At 67.7% G+C, this 19,592-nt stretch carries 18 protein-coding genes; 13 read left to right on the top strand and 5 right to left on the bottom strand.

Annotated elements, in window-relative coordinates; genetic code table 11:
* Positions 1-13 precede the first annotated feature (13 nt).
* Complete coding sequence (locus K5K93_RS01790) at positions 14-1,363, top strand: TFIIB-type zinc ribbon-containing protein (protein ID WP_222389451.1); 1,350 nt, start codon at positions 14-16, stop codon at positions 1,361-1,363.
* Positions 1,360-1,620, top strand: coding sequence for a hypothetical protein (locus tag K5K93_RS01785; RefSeq protein ID WP_093818408.1), 261 nt, complete (start codon positions 1,360-1,362; stop codon positions 1,618-1,620). Before K5K93_RS01790 ends, K5K93_RS01785 begins: the two co-directional genes overlap by 4 nt.
* A gap of 91 nt (positions 1,621-1,711) precedes the next feature.
* Here K5K93_RS01785 and K5K93_RS01780 read toward each other — a convergent pair whose 3' ends face one another.
* Positions 1,712-2,491 carry a CHAD domain-containing protein gene (locus K5K93_RS01780; protein ID WP_222389449.1) on the bottom strand — a complete coding sequence of 260 codons (780 nt, stop codon included), beginning with the start codon at positions 2,489-2,491 and terminating at the stop codon, positions 1,712-1,714.
* 157 nt (positions 2,492-2,648) lie between these two features.
* Between K5K93_RS01780 and K5K93_RS01775 the strand changes: the two genes are divergently transcribed.
* The 10 genes from K5K93_RS01775 (at position 2,649) to K5K93_RS01730 (ending at position 14,718) form a co-directional block, all read left to right on the top strand.
* A complete protein-coding gene (locus K5K93_RS01775; protein ID WP_261311901.1) occupies positions 2,649-5,444 on the top strand; it encodes a PAS domain-containing protein in 2,796 nt (931 codons plus the stop codon).
* Between the two features lie 144 nt (positions 5,445-5,588).
* Positions 5,589-6,233: an aldehyde dehydrogenase iron-sulfur subunit PaoA gene (gene paoA / locus K5K93_RS01770; protein ID WP_222389447.1), complete on the top strand. Its 645-nt coding sequence runs from the start codon at positions 5,589-5,591 to the stop codon at positions 6,231-6,233.
* A complete protein-coding gene (locus K5K93_RS01765) occupies positions 6,230-7,186 on the top strand; it encodes a xanthine dehydrogenase family protein subunit M (RefSeq protein WP_222389446.1) in 957 nt (318 codons plus the stop codon). The genes paoA and K5K93_RS01765 overlap by 4 nt, the downstream gene beginning before the upstream one ends.
* Positions 7,183-9,384, top strand: coding sequence for an aldehyde oxidoreductase molybdenum-binding subunit PaoC (gene paoC / locus K5K93_RS01760; protein ID WP_222389444.1), 2,202 nt, complete (start codon positions 7,183-7,185; stop codon positions 9,382-9,384). Before K5K93_RS01765 ends, paoC begins: the two co-directional genes overlap by 4 nt.
* A complete protein-coding gene (locus K5K93_RS01755; protein WP_222389440.1) occupies positions 9,381-10,373 on the top strand; it encodes an XdhC/CoxI family protein in 993 nt (330 codons plus the stop codon). The genes paoC and K5K93_RS01755 overlap by 4 nt, the downstream gene beginning before the upstream one ends.
* The gene (locus K5K93_RS01750) at positions 10,370-10,966 is read left to right on the top strand and encodes an NTP transferase domain-containing protein (protein ID WP_222389438.1); all 597 of its coding nucleotides are present in this window, start codon (positions 10,370-10,372) and stop codon (positions 10,964-10,966) included. The genes K5K93_RS01755 and K5K93_RS01750 overlap by 4 nt, the downstream gene beginning before the upstream one ends.
* Before the next feature lie 115 nt (positions 10,967-11,081).
* A complete protein-coding gene (locus K5K93_RS01745) occupies positions 11,082-12,032 on the top strand; it encodes a cation diffusion facilitator family transporter (protein WP_222389436.1) in 951 nt (316 codons plus the stop codon).
* Positions 12,033-12,102: 70 nt separating this feature from the next.
* Positions 12,103-12,738: a DNA-3-methyladenine glycosylase gene (locus tag K5K93_RS01740; protein WP_222390927.1), complete on the top strand. Its 636-nt coding sequence runs from the start codon at positions 12,103-12,105 to the stop codon at positions 12,736-12,738.
* The gene (locus tag K5K93_RS01735; RefSeq protein WP_222389435.1) at positions 12,735-12,929 is read left to right on the top strand and encodes a hypothetical protein; all 195 of its coding nucleotides are present in this window, start codon (positions 12,735-12,737) and stop codon (positions 12,927-12,929) included. Before K5K93_RS01740 ends, K5K93_RS01735 begins: the two co-directional genes overlap by 4 nt.
* Positions 12,930-12,999: 70 nt before the next feature.
* Positions 13,000-14,718 (top strand): PAS domain S-box protein, encoded by a 1,719-nt coding sequence (locus K5K93_RS01730; protein ID WP_222389432.1) that lies wholly within the window; start codon positions 13,000-13,002, stop codon positions 14,716-14,718.
* Here K5K93_RS01730 and xth read toward each other — a convergent pair.
* The 4 genes from xth to K5K93_RS01710 form a co-directional block, all read right to left on the bottom strand.
* The gene (xth, locus tag K5K93_RS01725; RefSeq protein ID WP_222389431.1) at positions 14,715-15,506 is read right to left on the bottom strand and encodes an exodeoxyribonuclease III; all 792 of its coding nucleotides are present in this window, start codon (positions 15,504-15,506) and stop codon (positions 14,715-14,717) included. The genes K5K93_RS01730 and xth overlap by 4 nt on opposite strands.
* A 78-nt stretch (positions 15,507-15,584) precedes the next feature.
* On the bottom strand, positions 15,585-16,697 hold the full coding sequence (locus K5K93_RS01720; protein WP_222389430.1) for a crosslink repair DNA glycosylase YcaQ family protein: 1,113 nt from the start codon (positions 16,695-16,697) through the stop codon (positions 15,585-15,587).
* A 65-nt stretch (positions 16,698-16,762) separates the two neighbouring features.
* A complete protein-coding gene (locus K5K93_RS01715; protein ID WP_051501603.1) occupies positions 16,763-17,239 on the bottom strand; it encodes a hypothetical protein in 477 nt (158 codons plus the stop codon).
* A gap of 1 nt (position 17,240) precedes the next feature.
* The gene (locus tag K5K93_RS01710) at positions 17,241-17,741 is read right to left on the bottom strand and encodes a hypothetical protein (RefSeq protein WP_025874446.1); all 501 of its coding nucleotides are present in this window, start codon (positions 17,739-17,741) and stop codon (positions 17,241-17,243) included.
* A gap of 268 nt (positions 17,742-18,009) precedes the next feature.
* Between K5K93_RS01710 and K5K93_RS01705 the strand changes: the two genes are divergently transcribed.
* Complete coding sequence (locus K5K93_RS01705; RefSeq protein ID WP_222389429.1) at positions 18,010-19,590, top strand: AAA family ATPase; 1,581 nt, start codon at positions 18,010-18,012, stop codon at positions 19,588-19,590.
* Positions 19,591-19,592 lie beyond the last annotated feature (2 nt).

Here is a 19,592-nt window from a genome sequence, read left to right as displayed (position 1 = left end):
ACGCGCAACCACCATGTCCGATCCCAGAAACACGCCTCCGCCGCTGCCCGGTTCCGCTTCAGCACCCCCGCCCCTGCCGGCGGCGGTGCTGGACGGCCCCGGTTCGCCGCAGGATGTTCCTCCCCTGCCCGGCAGCTTCCCGCTGGATACCTCCAGGCTGCCCGAGGCCATCCGCAACGAAGTCGAGGCGCCCGACCCGGTCGCCATCGACACCGCTGCGGCCGAACTGAAAGACGGCCTCAACCGCTGCCCCAAGTGCGGCGCCACCGACATACGGCCCAAGCTGGGCACCGACATCCTGGTCTGCCTGTACTGCCGTCACCAATGGCATGGCGCGCGGGTGGAGGAGGAATTCGGGCTGGGCGAAGCCATCGACCAGCTGCGTGGCACGGTCATCGCATCGGGCGCACGCGATATCGATGCCGATACCTCGGCACTGATGACCTTCAAGTGCACCGGGTGCGGCGCCGAAGTCACGGTCAACACCGAAAGCACGATGACGGCGCGCTGCCACTGGTGCCGGCATGTGTTCGGCGTGAACGAACAGATCGCCAACGGTGCGGTACCCGATGCCGTGCTGCCGTTCCATATCAAGAAGGAGGATGCGGTCGCGCGCATCCGCCAGTTCGTCGACAAGCGCCGGATGTTCGCGCTCAAGGCGTTCAAGGAGCAGTTCACCCCGGAGAACGTGGTGGGCGTGTACCTGCCCTACATGATCGTCGACGGCAATGTCAGCGCAGCGGTGGCTGGCAAGGGTGAGATCAAGACCCGCGAGTACACCCGTGGCACCGAGAAGAACAAGCAGACCTACTACGACGCGGATGTCTACCAGGTGGAACGCCAGGTCGATTTCACCGTGGACGACCTGCCGCTGGAATCCTCTGCCGAGCGCGGCAACCTGGACACGCGCGCCAACACCAACAACATCATCAACACCATTCTGCCGTTCGACACCAAGAACGCTGTGAAGTGGAACGCCTCGTACCTGGCCGGGTTCACTTCGGAAAAGCGCAACCTGGACGTCGAAAAGCTGCGGCCGCGCCTGGAAGACCAGCTGCTGTCGATCGCCCGCGCGCAGGTGGAAGGCACGGTGCGCCGTTACGACCGTGGCGTGCGCTGGGAACAGGAGCAACTGGAAGTGCACGGCACCCGCTGGGTGGCCATGTACCTGCCGGTGTGGCTGTATTCGTACCACCAGCCCGGCAGGAACGGCGGCATGCTGCACTACATCGCGGTGAACGGCCGGACCGGTGAAACGATGGGCAGCGTGCCGGTGCAGCAGTGGAAGATGCTGCTGGCGACGCTGACCGCAGGTACGATCATCGAAGCCCTCGCAATTGCCTTCCTGGTGGCCAGCACATGAGTGATGACAGTGGTCTTTGGTTGTTGGCCGCAGGCCCGGCCGGCGCAACTGCGCTGTACTGGGCGCTGTACCGCTTCTACCGCAATACCGACAAATCGCATTCGTTCGAGCACGAGACCGAGATCGATGCCAAGCCGGTGACCGGCTCGGATCGCCGGGTCGATTCGATCTCGGGCACGCAGGAAAAGCGGATCCGCGGCGACAACGTGTATGAGTATCGAAAGCGGGTGGCGCGGGTGAGCAGCAGAGACGACTGAACGCTCCGCCAGCGCTTCGGGGGCTGGGACCATCCCAGCCCTGGAAGCAAACCGGAACGTCAGGCGGCCGTAGGTCCCGATGCCCATGGATTCAGTCCGGCGCCACCTCTCCGTTGATCTGCTGCATCACTGAGCGCTTGTCGTCACTGGCAGGCATCGCCCGCACCAGGTTGCGCAGCAGCCGCAGGTCCTGCTGCCGGCCAAGCTCGTCGCTGAGCCGATGCAGCGCCTTGTAACGATGCCCCGAGGCATGCAGCGACCTGCTGTGCACGTGCAGCTGCAGGTCGCAGGCGATATCCAGTTGCATGCGCAGCCTGCGCACGCGTCGTCGCCAGCGGTGGACCGCCGCGGCACCGCCGTCGCGTTTCGCCCGTGCGGCGGCCTTGTCCACGCGGCGCCAGCTACGCTCGAGATTCCGGCGCAGCGAGCCACGCCGCAGCTGATGCCAGGGTTGGACCGCCAACTGCTGCTGCACCGCTGCCAGCACACGCAGGCGGCGGGCGAACCCCGGGTCACGCTGCAGGGTCGCCTGCAGCAGTCCGTCACGACGCAGCACCAGCATCCGGATGACCCCGTTCCACCGTCGATCGGCATCCCGCTCCTGCAGTTGCCGGGCGACCTCGACCACCACATGCGCATCACGAAGGCGGGACAGGCCATCACCCAGGCGTTTCAATCCCAGGTCGGCAGTCTCGACGTCCAGCGCTGCATGCTGCAGCAGCGCCAACAGGGACCGCAATCGGCGGATGGCCTTGCGCGCGGAATGGATGGCCGGGTGCGGGTCGGATGCCGACGACAACGCCGCAGCGATCGCGGCGCACTCATGCAGCGCGCTCTGGCGAAAGGCCTCGCCGGGTTCTGCTGCGGACATCGATGTTCCCTGCCGGGATGGGAGCCGCAGTGTAGCCTGCTCCCGTCGGGAACCGGCACCACGCAGCCGTGACGCGCCGCTGCCTAGACTTGCGCCCCTTCGCCCGCGCTGATCCCGCCACGCTGGCGCCGCACCCATCCTCCCGCTCGAGATCAACGTGACGTCCCTGCCCTCATTTGCCACCCGCGACAGCCGGGCCACCGACAGCGTCAACATGGCGCTGGCCGCCGGGGCCATCGTCGGCACCTGGTTCTGGGACGTCCAGGCCGACCAGCTCACGGTCGATGAGGCCTTGGCCCGCGCCTTCGGCCTGGACCCGGCCATGGCACAGCGGAAGCTGCACCTGCAGGACGTGCTGGGCGCCGTGCATCCCGAAGACCTGCCTGCGCTGTCGGCGGCGATTGAGCAGACCGTGCAGACGGGCGGGCGCTTTGCCCACCAGTACCGCGCGCGCGCCACCGATGGCAGCTACCACTGGCTGGAGAGCATCGGCAGGGTCGATCTGGATGGCCAGGGCCGTGCGCTGGGTTTCCCGGGTGTGCTGATCGACATCGATGAACGCCTGCGCGTCGAGGCCGAGCGCGACCAGGCACAGGCGCTGCTGCGCTCGTTCGTGGAGGCGGCACCGGGCGTGATGTATGCCAAGGACCGGCAAGGCCGGCTGCTGATCGGCAACCACGGCACCACCGAGCTGATTGGCCTGCCGCCGGGGGAATATATCGGGCGCACCGATGCCGAGCTGTTGGGCGACCCCGCGCAGGCGGCGTCGGTGATGGCGACCGACGAGCGCATCATGTCCAGCGGCAACAGCGAGCAGCTGGAGGAGGAAGTGAGCTTCCCCGATGGTCGCCGGGCCTGGTGGCTGTCGACCAAATCGCCGCTGCGCGACGCCGATGGCGCCGTGATCGGCCTGGTCGGTACGTCGCTGGACATCACCGACCGCAAGGCCGCCGAAGCCGAGCGTCGCGATATCGAAGAGCGCTACCGGCTGGCCGCACAGGCCACCAACGATGCCATCTGGGATTGGCGCATCGCCGATGGCCAGGTGATCTGGAACGAAGCGCTGGCCAGCCTGTTCGGCCACACGGAGAAGAACACGACCGCGCAATGGTGGCTGCAGCACATCCACCCCGATGACCGCGCGCGCATCGATCACGGCATCCACGCTGTGATCGACGGGAACGGCAGCGGCTGGACGGACGAGTACCGTTTCCAGCGCGCGGATGGCAGTTATGCGTCGGTGCTGGATCGCGGAACGGTCCTGCGCGACGCCGATGGCACCCCGCTGCGGATGATCGGGGCCATGCTGGATCTCTCCGGGCGGAAGGCCGCCGAAGCGGCGCTGGCCGAGAGCGAAGAGCGCCTGCGGCTGGCCACCGAAGCAGGCGAGCAAGGGTTCTGGGACGTGGACATGGTGCAGGACGTGCTGATCTGGCCGGCGCGCACCAAGGCCATGTTCGGCATCTCCGCCGGTGCGCCGGTGACCATGGACGACTTCCGTGCCGGACTGCACCCGGACGACCGCGCGGCAACCCTGGCCGCGTTCGCCGCCGCCTGCGATCCGGAGCGGCGCGAGACCTATGACGTGGAGTACCGCACCGTCGGCAAGGAGGATGGCATCGTCCGCTGGGTCGCCGCCAAGGGCCGCGGCATCTTCGAGTTCGGCAGGTGCGTGCGCGTGCTGGGCGTGGCCATCGACATCACCGCGCGGAAGGCGGCCGATGCGCGCCTGCAGGAGCTGAACGGGCAGCTGGAGGCACGTGTGCGGGCCGAAGTCGCCGAGCGCCTGCGGGTGGAAGAGGCGCTTCGCCAGAGCCGCAAGATGGAGGCGGTCGGCCAGCTGACCGGTGGTATCGCCCACGACTTCAACAACATGCTGGCGACGGTGATCGGGCCGCTCGACCTGCTGGCGCTGCGCCTGGGCGACAGCGACGCGCGCGCCAGCCGGTATATTGAAATGGCCCTTGATGGCGCGCAGCGCGCCGCTCAGCTGACCCAGCGCCTGCTTGCGTTCTCGCGCCAGCAACCGCTGCAGCCGGTGGCGATGGATGCCAACCGCCTGGTGGCCGGCATGACCGACCTGCTGGTGCATTCCCTTGGCAGCAGCATCATCCTTGAAACCGCACTCGGCGCGGGCCTGTGGTGGACCCATGCCGACGCCAACCAGCTGGAGAACGTGGTCCTGAACCTGGCGGTCAACGCGCGCGATGCGATGCCCTCCGGCGGCCGATTGACGATCGAGACCCGCAACCAGCGCGTCGACCTCGACACCGCATCTACGCATGCGGGTGTACCTGCAGGCGACTACGTCGTGATCGCGGTCACCGACGACGGCAACGGGATGACGCCGGAGGTGATGGCGCGCGCGTTCGATCCGTTCTTCACCACCAAGCAGGTCGGCCAGGGCACCGGGCTCGGGCTGTCGCAGGTGTATGGCTTCGTCCAGCAATCGGCCGGGCATGTGAAACTCGATTCCGCGCCCGGCAAAGGCACGCGGGTACAGGTCTACCTGCCGCGGCTGCTGGCCGACGTCGACATGCCCGCTGCCGCATCGGATGACGGTGCGCTGCCCCTGCACGGTGGGCGCGAGCACATTCTTGTCGTGGACGATGATGCGGCCGTCCGCGCGTTCTCGGTCGACGCCCTCACTGAACTCGGCTATCGGGTACTGGCCGCAGATGGCGCCGCCAGCGCCTTGGCGCTGCTGCAGGCCCATCCAGAGGTCGCGCTGTTGTTTACCGACGTGGTGATGCCCGAGGTCAATGGACGGCAGCTGGCCGAGCAGGCACGCGCGCGCCATCCGCAGCTGAAGGTGCTGTTCGCCACCGGCAACAGCCGCAACGCACTGGTGGACAACAACGTACTGGATGCGCAGGTTCACCTGATCGGCAAGCCGTTCACCATCGGCGAACTGGCCTCGCGGGTAAGGATCGCGCTGGCCGGCGATCGCTGAAGGCCACCACGCAGGTTGCGCCGCAGCCGGCAGCGGATGAATGCGCGACCGGGTCATGCTTCACCGCGTGCCTACCGCGGCACCGCCATGCTGTCCGGGCATTGAAACCGCCAGCCAGCCTGCCGCAGCCAGCGAGGAGCCACGATGAGCCCACCGTCACACCTTCCCCTTTCGCGCCGGGAGCTGCTGAAGTTGAGCGCGGGATCGGCCACCACCATGGCCCTGCCTGCCGTGGTCGCTGCGGCGGAGCCGGACCGGACCGGTGCACGGGCACCGGAACTGATGCAGGTGGACTTCGAAGTCAACGGAACAGCGCGATCGCTGCGGCTGGACACCCGCGTCACCCTGCTCGACGCCCTGCGTGAGCACCTGCACCTGACCGGCAGCAAGAAGGGCTGCGACCACGGCCAGTGCGGTGCCTGCACCGTGCTGGTGGACGGCAGGCGCATCAATGCCTGCCTGACCCTGGCGGTGATGCACCAGGGCGCGAAGATCACCACCATCGAAGGCCTCGGCACGCCAGACCGACTGCACCCGATGCAGGCAGCCTTCGTCAAGCATGACGGTTTCCAGTGCGGCTACTGCACCCCGGGGCAGATCTGCTCGGCCGTCGCCGTGCTGCAGGAAATCAAAGCCGGCATACCGAGCCACGTCAGCGCCGGGTTGGACGCGCCCAGCGCCCTCACTGCCGAAGAACTGCGCGAACGCATGAGCGGCAACATCTGCCGGTGCGGTGCCTATTCCAACATCATCGAGGCCATCCAGGACGTCGGGGAGGCCAGCGCATGAGAGCTTTCAGCTACGAGCGCGCCCACTCTCCCGCCGAGGCGGCAGCGGCAGCGGCGCGTACCCAGGGCGCTCGGTTCATTGCCGGCGGCACCAACCTGCTGGACCTGATGAAACTGGAGATCGAGACGCCCGCCCACCTGATCGACGTCAACGGGCTGGACCTGGACACCATCGAGCCAACCCGCGAGGGGGGTCTGCGCGTCGGGGCGCTGGTACGCAATACCGATCTGGCGGCCGACCGGCGCATCCGGCGCGACTATGCGGTGCTGACCCGCGCACTGGTGTCCGGCGCATCGGGTCAACTGCGCAACAAGGCCACCACCGCCGGCAACCTGCTGCAACGCACCCGCTGCCCCTATTTCTACGACACCGCACAGCCCTGCAACAAGCGGCTGCCCGGCAGTGGCTGCGGCGCGCGCGAAGGTTTCAGCCGGCAATTGGCCGTGATCGGTGCCAGCGAGCACTGCATCGCCACCCATCCCAGCGACATGGCGGTGGCGATGATGGCGCTGGATGCATCGGTGGAGACCGTCCGCGCCGACGGATCGCGCCGGAACATCGTGCTGGACGCCCTGTATCGCGCTCCTGGCCGTACGCCGCATATCGACACCGTGCTGGACAAGGGCGAGCTGATCGCCGCTGTCATCCTGCCGCCGCCCCCGGGTGGCGTGCACGTGTACCGGAAGGTGCGCGACCGCGCATCGTATGCGTTCGCCCTGGTGTCGGTGGCGGCGATCCTGCGGCCCGACGGCAGCGGCCGCATCGCCCTTGGCGGTGTCGCGCACAAGCCGTGGCACAGCGCTGCGGCCGATGCGGCCCTGCCACAGGGCGCCGCCGCCGTGATGTCGGTGCTGCTGCAGGGTGCTGTGCCCACCGCGCAGAACGCCTTCAAACTGGCGCTGGCCGAACGCACATTGGCTTCCATCCTGCAGGACGTGAGGGCCGAGGCATGAAATTCGACACCCCCGCAGGCCGCAATCCGATCGATGCGCAGACCGTCGTCGGCAAGCCGCACGATCGCATCGACGGCCCGTTGAAGGTCACCGGCAAGGCCACCTACGCACACGAATGGCATGACGCCACGCCTTCCGCCCCCGCCTATGGCGTGGTGGTCGGCGCGGGGATTGCCACCGGCACCGTGACCCGCATGGAGCTGGAGGCGGCGCGGCGCTCGCCCGGCGTTCTGGCCATCGTCACCGCCGACACCGCCGGGCCGCTGCATCCGGTCAAGCGCAACGCCGCGCCGCTGCTGGGTGGTCCGAAGGTGCACCACTATCACCAGGCGCTGGCGGTGGTGGTGGCCGAAACGTTCGAACAGGCCCGCGCTGCGGCCGGACAGATCCGCATCCGCTATGCCCCGCAGCGCGGCCACTTCGATCTGGCCGACGCCAAGCAGGCAGGCGCTTCCCTGCAGACACCGGAGCCCGATGCGCGCGTCGGCGATTTCGAGAAGGCCTTCAGCCAGGCGGCGGTTACGCTCGACGCGACCTACCACACCCCGGACCAGTCGCACGCAATGATGGAGCCGCACGCGACGATGGCCGCCTGGGAAGGCGACCAGCTGACGGTGTGGACCTCCAACCAGATGATCGACTGGGGCCGCACCGATCTGGCCCGCACCCTGGGCATTGCCAAGGACAAGGTACGGCTGGTGTCGCCCTACATCGGCGGCGGCTTTGGCGGAAAGCTGTTCCTGCGCTCCGATGCGCTGCTGGCCGCGCTCGCCGCACGCGCTGCCAAGCGGCCGGTGAAAGTGGCCCTGCAGCGGCCGCTGATCGCCAACAACACCACGCACCGCCCGGCCACGCTGCAGCGCATCCGGCTGGGCGCAACACCGGAAGGAAGCCTGACCGCCATCGGTCACCAATCATGGTCGGGCAACCTGCCAGGGGGCTCGCCGGAGGAAGCGGTGCAGCAGACCCGCTTGCTGTATGCGGGGCCCAACCGCTTGGCCGCGTTGCGCCTTGCCACCCTCGACCTGCCCGAAGGCAATGCCATGCGCGCGCCGGGCGAAACGCCGGGACTGATGGCGCTGGAAATCGCCATGGACGAAATGGCCATCAAGCTCGGCCTGGATCCGATCGAATTCCGTATCCGCAACGACACCCAGGTCGACCCGTCCAATCCCGAGCGCCCCTTTTCACAGCGGCAGCTGGTGCAGTGCCTGCGCACGGGCGCCGAACGGTTCGGCTGGCAGCGGCGCAGCGCCACCCCGCGGGCAGTGCGCGATGGACGCTGGCTGGTCGGCATGGGCGTGGCGGCAGGCTTCCGCAACAACCTGGTGATGAAATCCGGCGCACGCGTCCGCCTGGCCGCTGATGGCCAGGTCACCGTGGAAACCGATATGACCGACATCGGCACCGGCAGCTACACCATCATCGGCCAGACCGCCGCGGAAATGCTCGGGGTTCCGTTGCAGCAGGTCACAGTCAAGCTGGGCGATTCCCGTTATCCCGTGGCTGCCGGCTCCGGTGGCCAGTGGGGTGCCAACAGCTCCACCGCGGGCGTCTACGCCGCATGCATGGCACTGCGTACGAAGGTGGCACAGGCGCTGGGAATGGATCCGGCGGCAGCGCAGTTCGACGCCGGCAAGGTGACCGCCGGAGGCCACAGCCGCGCCCTTGCCGATGCCGCTCAGGCAGGCGAGCTGGTGGCCGAAGACAGCATCGAGTTCGACACGCTGCAGGAGAAGTACCAGCAGTCCACCTTCGCCGCGCATTTCGTCGAGGTGGGCGTGGATGTGGCCTCGGGCGAAAGCCGGATCCGCCGCATGCTGGCCGTGTGCGCAGCCGGCCGCATCCTCAACCCGAAGACCGCGCGCAGCCAGGTGATCGGCGCGATGACGATGGGCATCGGCGCAGCGCTGTCGGAGGAACTGGTGGTGGATCGGCGGCTGGGGTTCTTCGTCAATCATGACCTGGCCGGCTACGAAGTACCCGTACATGCCGACGTGCCGCACCAGGAGGTGGTGTTCCTCGATGAAAGCGATGCGGTGTCGTCGCCGATGAAGGCCAAGGGCGTTGGCGAGCTGGGCCTGTGCGGCGTAAGCGCGGCAGTGGCCAACGCGGTGTACAACGCCACCGGAATCCGCGTGCGCGACTATCCACTGACCCTGGACAAGCTGCTCGCCGGCCTGCCGGACATCGCATGACCAGTGCGCTCCACCCTGCCCCGTTGGATCTGGATGGCGGCAACCCGCGCCCGGTGCTGCAGGCTGCCGCCGACGCGGCGCGTACCGGCCGTGCGGCTGCATTGGCAGTGGTGCTGCAGACGGAAGGGTCCAGCTACAGCCGCGCGGGCACCTGTGCGCTGTTCGAACCGGGTCGACAGGTGGGCTGGCTGAGCGGCGGCTGCCTGGAACCGGAGCTGGCGCGGCAGGCCGCCAACGCGGTGGATACCGGGCGCATTGCATGGATGGTGATCGACAGCCGAGACGACGCTGCGCTGTTCTCCGGCAACGCCACCGGATGCCGGGGTCGCCAGTGGCTGGCACTGCTTCCGTTGCCGCAGCTCGGCGGCATCGAACAGCTTCTCGATGCGTGGCTGCAAGGGCCGCACACGCTGCACCTGACACTGCAGGCCGACGGACGGCTGGACGCCCGCTGCGCCGGCTTCACCTTCACCCGCACGGTGCCACCTGCCGCCCCGCAGTCCTTGGACGGCAGCCACCGCTGGCGGCTGCAGTGGCACCGGTCGCCTGTCGTGCACGTGCACGGAGCAGGCCCGGAGGCCACGCTTCTGCTACCCCTGCTGGACCAGCTGGGCTGGTGCGCGCATGTTGAAGAACCGCGACCCCGTTGGCGCGAGCACCTGCCCCTTGCCGCTGGTTCGTATTGTTCTTCCGCTGCCGCCGGCGTGGCCGATGCCGCACTCGTGATGCATCACAGTTTCGAGCTCGACCGTGACGCGCTCGAACGGCTGGCAGGCTCGCGCGTACCCTTCATCGGGCTGTTGGGGCCACGCCGTCGCAAGGACGACCTTTTCAGCGTACTGGATGTCCACACGCGCCGCGCGCTGGAACCGCGCCTGCGCTCACCGATCGGCCTGCCACTGGGCGGACGTGGTCCCGAAGCGATTGCCTTGAGCATCGCCGCACAGCTGCAGGCATGGCGGCACGGAACGCCCCTGGCCACGCCATGAGCGGACATGCGGCCGTGGTGCTCGCGGCCGGGTGCAGCCAGCGCCTGGGGCAGCCCAAGCAGCTGCTGCGCGCGGGCGGAGAGACGCTGTTGCGACGCAGCGTGCGGTTGGCACTGGAAACATCGCCGGACACGCTGGTGGTGGTACTGCCCCAGCACCCCCGCTTCGAAGACGAACTCCACAGCCTGCCGGCACAGCGGCTGCGCAATCCCTACCCTGGGCTCGGCATCGGCGGCAGCCTGTCGCTGGCCGCTACCCACGTGCACAGCGCCGCCAAGGTGCTGGTGATGATCTGCGATCAACCGACGCTGCGCGTGGAGCACCTGCGCGCGCTGCTGGGCGCGGCAGCCGCTGCACCATCCGGCTGCGCGGCCACGGTACTGGGCGACACCATCGGCGTGCCGGCGGTGGTGCCGGGCAGCTGGTTTGCCGGCACAGGACTGCAACCTGCAGACGGGGGATTTGGCCGGCGGATGCGGCAGACCGAAGGCATTGCGCGCTGCTCCGGCGCCGGGCTGGAATGCGATATCGATACCCCCGAGGACCTGCGCCGCGCTCGCGCGCTCGGCTGGCTGGATCCTGCGTCCGCCTGAGGGCGCCGGCGACAGTTGAACTGGCCCGACCGCGCTGCGCGGACGCTTGGCATACACGCTGCGCGGACGCTCCGCCGCGCAGGATGGAGCGCCCGCTACCTGCCAGCCCCCGCACATGGCCGCACCCTCAGGCTCCCGCCTTGTCATCTACGCCGCGCTGGCCGGCAATCTCGCCATCGCCGTTGCCAAGTTCATCGCCGCCGGCCTGTCCGGCAGCTCGGCGATGCTCAGCGAAGGCGTGCATTCGCTGGTCGATACCCTCAACGAGGTGTTGCTGCTGTACGGTCTGCGCCGTGCCGAAAAGGCTCCCGACACCCTGCACCCGTTCGGCTACGGCCGCGAGCTGTACTTCTGGAGCTTCATTGTCGCCCTGCTGGTGTTTGCCGCCGGCGCCGGGGTGTCGGCCTATGAGGGCATCCAGCACATCCGCCAGCCGGAACCGGCCACCAACCACGCAATCAGCTACACCGTGCTGGGTATTTCCATCCTGTTCGAAGGCGCCTCCTGGTGGGTTGCACTGCGCGAGTTCCGGCGCAGCAAGGGCACGCTGGGCTATTTCGAGGCGTTCCGCCGCAGCAAGGACCCCTCCACCTTCACCGTGTTGCTGGAGGACAGTGCCGCCCTGCTCGGTCTCGGCTTTGCCCTGGTCGGGCTGCTGGCCGCGCAGCTGCTGGAAATGCCGGTACTGGATGGGGTCGCCTCGTTGTGCATTGCCGGCGTGCTGGCGCTGACCGCATTCCTGCTGGCGCGGGAAACCAAGGGCCTGCTGGTGGGTGAACCTGCGCACCCGGCCGTTGCCCAACGCATCATGGCGGTGGCCGTGACCGATCCGGACCTGCGCCGTGCCAATGGCGTGACCACCATGCAGATGGGCCCGGAACAGGTGGTGGCCATGCTCAGCGCCGAATTCGAGGACGACCGCACCACCCCGCAGATCGAAGCCTGCATCACCCGCATCGAGAGTGCGGTGAAGCAGGAGTTCCCGGAACTGGTGGCGCTTTTCGTGAAACCGCAGACGCCGGAAGTCTTCGCCAGACGGCGCGCGGCGCTGGCTGACCCGGAGTGAATCGATGGCGGCGGCTTCACCCGCTGCACGCCACACTGAAGCAGGCCTGGGAAGCGAGCACTGCCGCAACATGATGGATTGGCTGCCGGATACCTGGATACCGATACCCCGCACCTTCTACCGGCGCCCGTCGACGGTGGTTGCACCGGACCTGCTCAACAAGCTGCTGGTGCGCAGCGACGGCCGTGCAGCGCGTATCGTCGAAGTGGAAGCCTACGCGGGCAGTGAGGATCCGGCTGCGCATTCCTATCGCGGCAGGACCGCACGCAACGCCAGCATGTTTGGCGAGGCCGGGCACCTGTATGTGTATTTCACCTACGGCATGCACTGGGGCAGCAATGTGGTCTGCGGCGAGGTCGGCGAGGGTGTTGCGGTACTGCTGCGCGCGGCAGAGCCGGTGGCCGGACAGGAACGGATGTACCCGCTGCGGCCAGCTGCCCGCCACGATCACGACCTCGCCAGCGGTCCGGGCAAACTGTCGCAGGCGTTCGGCCTGGACCGGCGCGTTGATGGCGCCGATCTGGTCACCGCCAGCCACGGCATCACCCTCGTCGATGACGGCACCCGGCCCCCCGACGATCCGGTGATAGGCCCACGCATCGGCATCACCCGGGCAGTGGATTTTCCTTGGCGCTGGCATGTTCGCGATCATCGTCACGTTTCAGTGCGCCCTGCCCGCGCCTCAACGCGAAGGAGCCCCGGATGACACCTCTCGACAAACCGCTGCGCCGTGAACTGACCATCGCCGGCCAGGCCTATACGCTGATCCTGGACCCGAGCGGACTGAAGCTGGTCGAGAAGGGACGGCGGAAGGGCCTGGAACTGCGCTGGAAAGACCTCGTCTCCGGTGACGCCGCGTTGGCCAGCGCCCTGCAGGCGTCCCTGCAACAGCCATGAGCAGGCGCCTCACGACGGCATCACCGCCGTACGCAGCGCGCTAACAGACCGGGTACTAGCGTGGACAGCCATGGATGAGGCCACCCGACTTCGCGAAATCGAACGGCTGGGCGTGCTCGATACGCCGCCCGAGCCGGTGTTCGATGCCATCGTCGCCGCCGCGCGCGCCGCCACCGGCATGCCCATCGGCCTGGTCTCCATCGTTGCCGAGCAACGGCAATGGTTCAAATCCAGCATCGGCCTGGGCGATGTCAGCGAAACGCCGCGCTCCATCTCGTTCTGTACCTACGCCATCGAACAGGACGCGCTGCTGGAGATTCCCGATGCACGACAGGATCCGCGCTTCGCCCACAACCCGTTGGTCACTGCCGGGCCCAGGGTGCGCCACTATGCCGGCATCCCTCTGGCCACTGCCCATGGCGCGCGCATCGGCACGCTGTGTCTGCTCGACACCCTGCCTGGCGTGCTGTCACCGTCGCAACGTGAGCTGATGGTCCATCTTGGCCGCGTCACCACCCAGGTGCTGGAGCAGCGCAGTGCGCTGTTACGGCAGATCGAGCAGGCACAGGCGCTGCATCGCGATCTCAAGCGCAGCGAGGACTTCCTCGAACGCACCAACACTGCCGCCAAGGTTGGCGGCTGGGAGCTGGAGCTGGCCACCCGCGAAGTGCGCTGGACGCGCGAGACCAAGCAGATCCACGGCGTGCGTTCCAGCTACCAGCCGACATTCGAATCGGCCCTGTCGTTCTATCGTCCGGACAGCCGCAGCATCATCCAGGCGGCGGTGCAGCGCTGCACCGAACAGGGCACGCCGTGGGAAGTGCAGCTGCCGATGACCACCGCCGATGGCCGCAGCATCTGGACGCGCGTGCTTGGTACCCGGCAACAGGTGGAGGGCCAGCCACGGCTGGTCGGCGCAATCCAGGACATCACCGAAGAACGCGCGGTGGTGGATGCGCTGGAAGCCAGCGAGGTGCGTTATCGCCGTCTCTTCCACTACAGCCTGGGCCTGATCTGCACGCACACGCTGGACGGCACCGTGACATCGGTGAATCCGGCAGCCGTGCAGTCGCTGGGCTACCCGGAAAGCGAGATGGTTGGCCGCAGCCTGTGCGACCTGATGCCACCGGAAAAGCGCGAGGCGTTCAAGGCCTACCTGCGGCGCATCGAAGCCAACCATACCGACGCAGGCGTGATCGAACTGCTCGCCGCCGATGGCAGCCGCCGCTACTGGGCCTACAACAACGTGCTCGACACCGAGAGCCATCCTCCGTTCGTGCTCGGCCACGCCCAGGACGTGACCGCGCTGCGCCTGCAGGAAGAGCGCCTGCGCGAACTGTCGCTGAAGGATCCGCTGACCCGGTGCCACAACCGCCGGTACCTGCATCGGCTCGACGACGTCGCCTCACGGTCGTGGGCCTGCCTGGTGTTCGACCTGGATCACTTCAAGCAGGTCAACGACACCCTGGGGCACCGTCGCGGCGACACGGTGCTGGTCGAGTTCGCCGACTTCCTGCGCGCGCCGCTGCAGGCCGACGAGGCGGCAGTGCGGTTGGGCGGCGACGAGTTCCTGGTGGCGCTGATCGAACCGGCAGCCGGACGGCTGGCTGCGCTGGAAGCCTGGTATGCGGGCAACGCCGCGCGTGCTCCCACTGCGTTTTCGATGGGCGCGGCCGTCAACGTCCCCGGCGAACCCGTAGCCGACACCATCCACAAGGCCGACAGTCGGCTCTATCGCACCCGGGCCCGGGTACGTCGCGAGATGCGTCCGCAGGGCAGCGCCGACTAGCGGGTAACGGTGACCCACGCAGGCGCATGATCGCTGGCCTTTTCCTGCAGCCGCACCCAACGATCGACACCCGCATCCTGAAGCCCTTTGGCCAGTACCGGGTTCAGCAGCAGATGATCGATGCGCAGGCCGCGATCGCGCTCGGCGTGCTGGCGGAAATAGTCCCAGAAGGTGTAGATGCGCTGCTCACCATGCACCGTGCGCAGGGCGTCGGTCCACCCCTGCGCCAGCAGCCGCTGGAAGGCATCGCGGACCTCCGGCTGCATGAGCGCATCGCGCCGCCACGAGGCCGGGTCGTACACATCCTCGTCGTCTGGAATGACATTGAAATCCCCCAGCAGCAGTGCCGGGTGCGGAAGATCGATCAGGGTGCGCGCATGGCGGATCAGCCGCTGCATCCATCGCAGCTTGTAGTCGAACTTCGGCCCCGGCTGCGGATTGCCGTTGGGCAGGTACAGCGCGGCTACCACAACGCCATGCACGGCAGCTTCCAGGTACCGGCTCTGCGTATCGGCCGGTTCGCCGGGCAGGCGGCGCCGGCTTTCGATCGGCATGGCATCGCGGGCCAGTATCGCCACCCCGTTCCAGCGCGCCTCACCCAGCCACAGTGCGCCATACCCTGCCCGCTCCAGCGCGTCGACCGGAAAGGCGGCATCGACCGTCTTCAGCTCCTGCAGTGCCACCACGTCGGGCGCTTCACGCTGCAACCAGGACAGCAGATGCGGCAAGCGCGTGCCGATGCCATTGACGTTGAACGTGGCAATGCGCAGTGTCTTGCGGCGAGCCATTGCGGAAGTACCCGGGCGGCGGGCCCGCAGTATTGGCGAGGCGGCATGCAGGCAGCGTGGAGGACGCCACACGCAGGTTCACGGCGTTGCCGGGCCCGTCCCTGGCAGGAAGTTCGCCATCCGCTCCAGCTCGTCCTCCAGCGCATTGCTGAATGCCACGTCCCTTGGTGCGCTGCCGTCGACATAACCGAAGCTGGGCTGCAGCTGCCCATCTTTCGCCGCGACATTGGCCCAGCCGATCACCTGGTCGCGCCACAACAGCGGCAGCGCGTAGTAGCCGAAGCGACGCTTGGCCGCCGGGGTGTAGGCCTCGAACCGGTACACCCAGCCCCAGAGCAGTTCGAACCGTCGCCGATCCCAGGCCACCGGATCGAACGGCGCGAGCAGCCGCACCTGTCCATCGGTCTGGTAGCGCCGCGAACGGGGGTTCTCGTCGGTCGGCCAGTACCAGGTGGTTCCATCGATGCTGCAGCCCGCCAGCTGCTCGCGCGCCAACCGCAGTGCCTGCTGGATCTCCTCCGCCAGATGGGGTGCGCCGTAGCCCAGCAGCCGCGCCAGATAGGTGAGGCTTGCCGAAGGCAGCGGCGCATACTTTCGCACCACCAGGTCGAGCAGTGCCGTGGCGCGCTGCAGGCGTGCAGCCTTGCCGCCATCGGCCGGGGCATGTGCCGCAACAGCATAGATGCGGGTACCGCTGTCACGCCGATGGATGCGCAGCATGCCGCGATAGTGCATGCCATCCAGCAGGTGGGTACTGGCATTGCTGGTGCCGCCCCAGTAGTTGGTCACCCGGCCATGCGCGAACGCCTGGTCGACTTCGCGCGGATGCACCGCACCCCGCTCCTGAACGAATGCCAGCACGTCGGCGGCCTTGCGCCGCGTGCTCGCGTCCCATGGCCTGCGGGACACCCGGGGATGCATCAGGGACAGGTGTTCGCGCGGCAGGAAGCCGTAGTTGACCAGGAAGTCTTCCTCGATCGGCAGGCGGCTGTAGCGGCGCTCCAGATCTCCGGCCCGGTAGCCCTTCACCCGGTGCCGCAGGGTCAGGTCCTGGGCGCGTGCGGGCGCGCGGATGGGGTCGGCCTGCACGAAGCCCAGGCGACGGATCGCTGTCAGCAACGTGGTGGGCGTGAACAGCGTGCGGGCTACGGCGTAGCGGCGCAGATCATCGAGGGTCGGCGAGGTCGGCATGGGCCGATTGTAGGACTGCCGGCCGCCCCGCTGCAGGACGTCATCCGCGCAAGGCGCGCCTGGCCTTACTCGGCCACGATGCGGGCATCGTCACCGGTGCCGTCCACGATGACCCGGCTGCCGACCTGCAGGCCTGCGACCTGTTCACGCAACTGCGTGGTTGACAGCACACGGCCCTCGTCCAGGCGCACCTTCACCATGTAGCGGGTGGTGGGGCCTTCGCCGGCGATCTTCTCGCCGATGGAGCCACCGATCTTGTCGCCACTGTTGGCGGCGACATTGGTGACCACATAGCCTGCTTCGGTCTGCCCGGCGCTGCTGAGGCCGACACCCGCCAGAACACCGCCGATCTTGCCCAGCCGCTCGCCGATGCTGCGGCCGCGCTTGGTGCGTTCGGAGGTATCCTCGCCTCGATTCTCGATCGGCTGCATGTCTTCGACCACCCCATGCCGAGGCTTGGCCCAGGCCGTCGGCATCAACAGTGATGCGCCGATCGCCAGGGCCAGCAGTCCGGCAACACGGAAGGGGGTGTGCTGTCTCATGTCAGTGTCCTTGGTTGCGGGAAGCGGTCGGGGTTGACCTGCCTGGGCGACGCGCGTCCGGGCCGACGATATCGGTATCGCAATGGGGCCCGCGGTGCTGCCAGCGCCGTACCACGCCATCACGGTCGGCGATGTAGGTGATGTCGCAGCGGTGTTGCTCGGCATGGTGCACGTCCTCGACGATGATCGGTGCGAACACCGGACGCTCGCCGCTGGTACCGGTCGGTTCCATGTACAGGAACTCGCCACCGCCCACCTTCACCTGCTCGGTGTAGGCCGGTACGACCGTGCGCCAGGTGTAGCGTGTTTCCAGCGTTGCATCGTCTTCCTCGATCTGCACCCGGCCGCCATCCACGCGCAGCTGCATCAACAGCTGCGATGCCTCGCGCCCGATCCATCCATCGGCGCTCGCTCTGGCGGCGGCGCCCAGCGTCTGCGCGCCTGCAGCACCGGCCGCAGCCAGCAGGGCGCAGGCGAGAGCGCCCGGCAGGAATCCTTTCATGTGCACTCGAACAGCTCCCGGCTGGGGATGTATCGCGCGCGCCTGCCCTCCCCAGCAGAACACGCCATCCAATAGTGTCGCTATCGCCTCAGTCTAGGCCTCGAACACCCAGGCAACCATCGGAAACGTCCACGAAACTGCGTAGGGAAATTCCTAGAAGCGGCGTCTCGGGATCCGCGACCGGCCGCACCGCCAGCGCTCGCTCCACACCGGATCCGCTGGCCCGCCGCTTACAATCTCCCCAGCAGGCCACAGCCAAGGGAATCGCGTGCCACCGTTCAATCTGTTCCAGCGCCTGTCGCAGGCGCCGACCAACCCGCGCACCGACACTGCACCGCGCACGTTCGATGTGGCCGAGCTGTACGAAGGGCCGGTGCGCCTGCAGGACGATGCCGCCGCAGCGCCCCTGCGGCTGGACGAGAAACTGCGCCAGGCCTACTTCTGGATCGTCAACAACGCGATCATCAGCCCGCACTACGACATCGAGTACCACGACGGCCCCTCCGCCTCGTTCGCGGTGGGTGACACACGGCGGCCGCTGACCCTGCCTTCGGCGCAGAGCTATTCCAGCTACGTGCTGCTGCCGCTGCTGACCTTCGCCACCCGCCGCAAATGCCTGTTCGTGGGTGGGCCGGGGCGCGGCAAGACCGCCAGCGCGATCCTGATGGGCGTGCTGGCCGGCTATCCGGTCCGCGAGGTGCGCCGGGCGATGCAGCACGGGCACCCGCAGATGACCATCGCCGATCTGCTCGGCAACCCCCTGCCCGCCGACCTGGTGGCCGCGCAGGACATGGCGGACATCCGCATTGCCTGGCGGTCGTGGCTGGGCATGCGGGTGAAGATCATCGACGAATACAACCGCATTCCCACCCGCACCCAGAGCGCGCTGCTGACGGTGATGGGCGACAACTACGCCGAGATCCTCAACCACGTCTACGAATGCCCGGAATCGGCGTGGTACCTGACCGCCAACGATGATCGCGGCGGCGGTACCTATCAGGTGATCGAAGCCCTGCGCGACCGCATCGACGTGGTGGTGCAGGCACTGGCATTCAACCCGCGGTTCCTGGAAGAGATGCTGCTGCGCATCGAGCAGGACATCCGCCCGGAAGAGGTCGTGCCGCGTGACATCATCTTCAGCGAGGCCGAGGGCGACCAGCTGCTGCAGGAGATCCGCGCGGTCGACGTACCGCAGGACGTGCGCCGCCGCATCGAATTCTTCAGCAGCCAGTTCGAGCTGATGGAAACCGCCGGCGCCCAGTTCGAGTACCTGACCAAGGACACCGTGCGCCTGGCCGGCACCGAATGGGCGCAGGCAACCGCTGCCGACAGCGGCCGCGATCGCATGAAGGACCTGGGTTGCCAGACCCGCAACGGCCTGTCGGTGCGCAACCTGATGACCCTGCTGATGTTCGCCAAGGCCATGGCGTACTTCCGCGGCAGCCCTGCCGTTGCCCTGGAGGATGTGCGCCAGGTACTGCCCTTCGTGCTGAACGACAAGCTGCAGCCGGATCTTGATGCTCCCTTCTTCGCCCTGCCGGAGAATGCGCCCTATCGCAGCGATCGGCTCAGCTGGCTGCGCTGGCTGCTCGATGCCTCCAATGCCGAATATGACCGGCTGGATCTGGATCGCGACGATCCGGTGGGCGAGCTGTCGGCACAGTTCCAGCGGGGCCTGGATGGGATGACCGAGACGGAAACGCGCAAGCGCCTAACCCGCATCGAGCGTCTGGTGGAGGAACGGGTGAAGGGACGCAAGCTGTACGGCCATCTGTACGACGACCTGCTGAAGCTGAAGTACCTGCACCAGCGCTACACCAACTACCTGCATTGGCTGCGGGCACGCTGATC

The organism is Stenotrophomonas sp. DR822, assembly GCF_019793815.1.
In the GTDB taxonomy this organism is placed as follows: domain Bacteria; phylum Pseudomonadota; class Gammaproteobacteria; order Xanthomonadales; family Xanthomonadaceae; genus Stenotrophomonas; species Stenotrophomonas indicatrix.
Note: the sequence above shows the minus strand (reverse complement) of the source record. Positions and strands in the feature narration are given on the sequence as shown.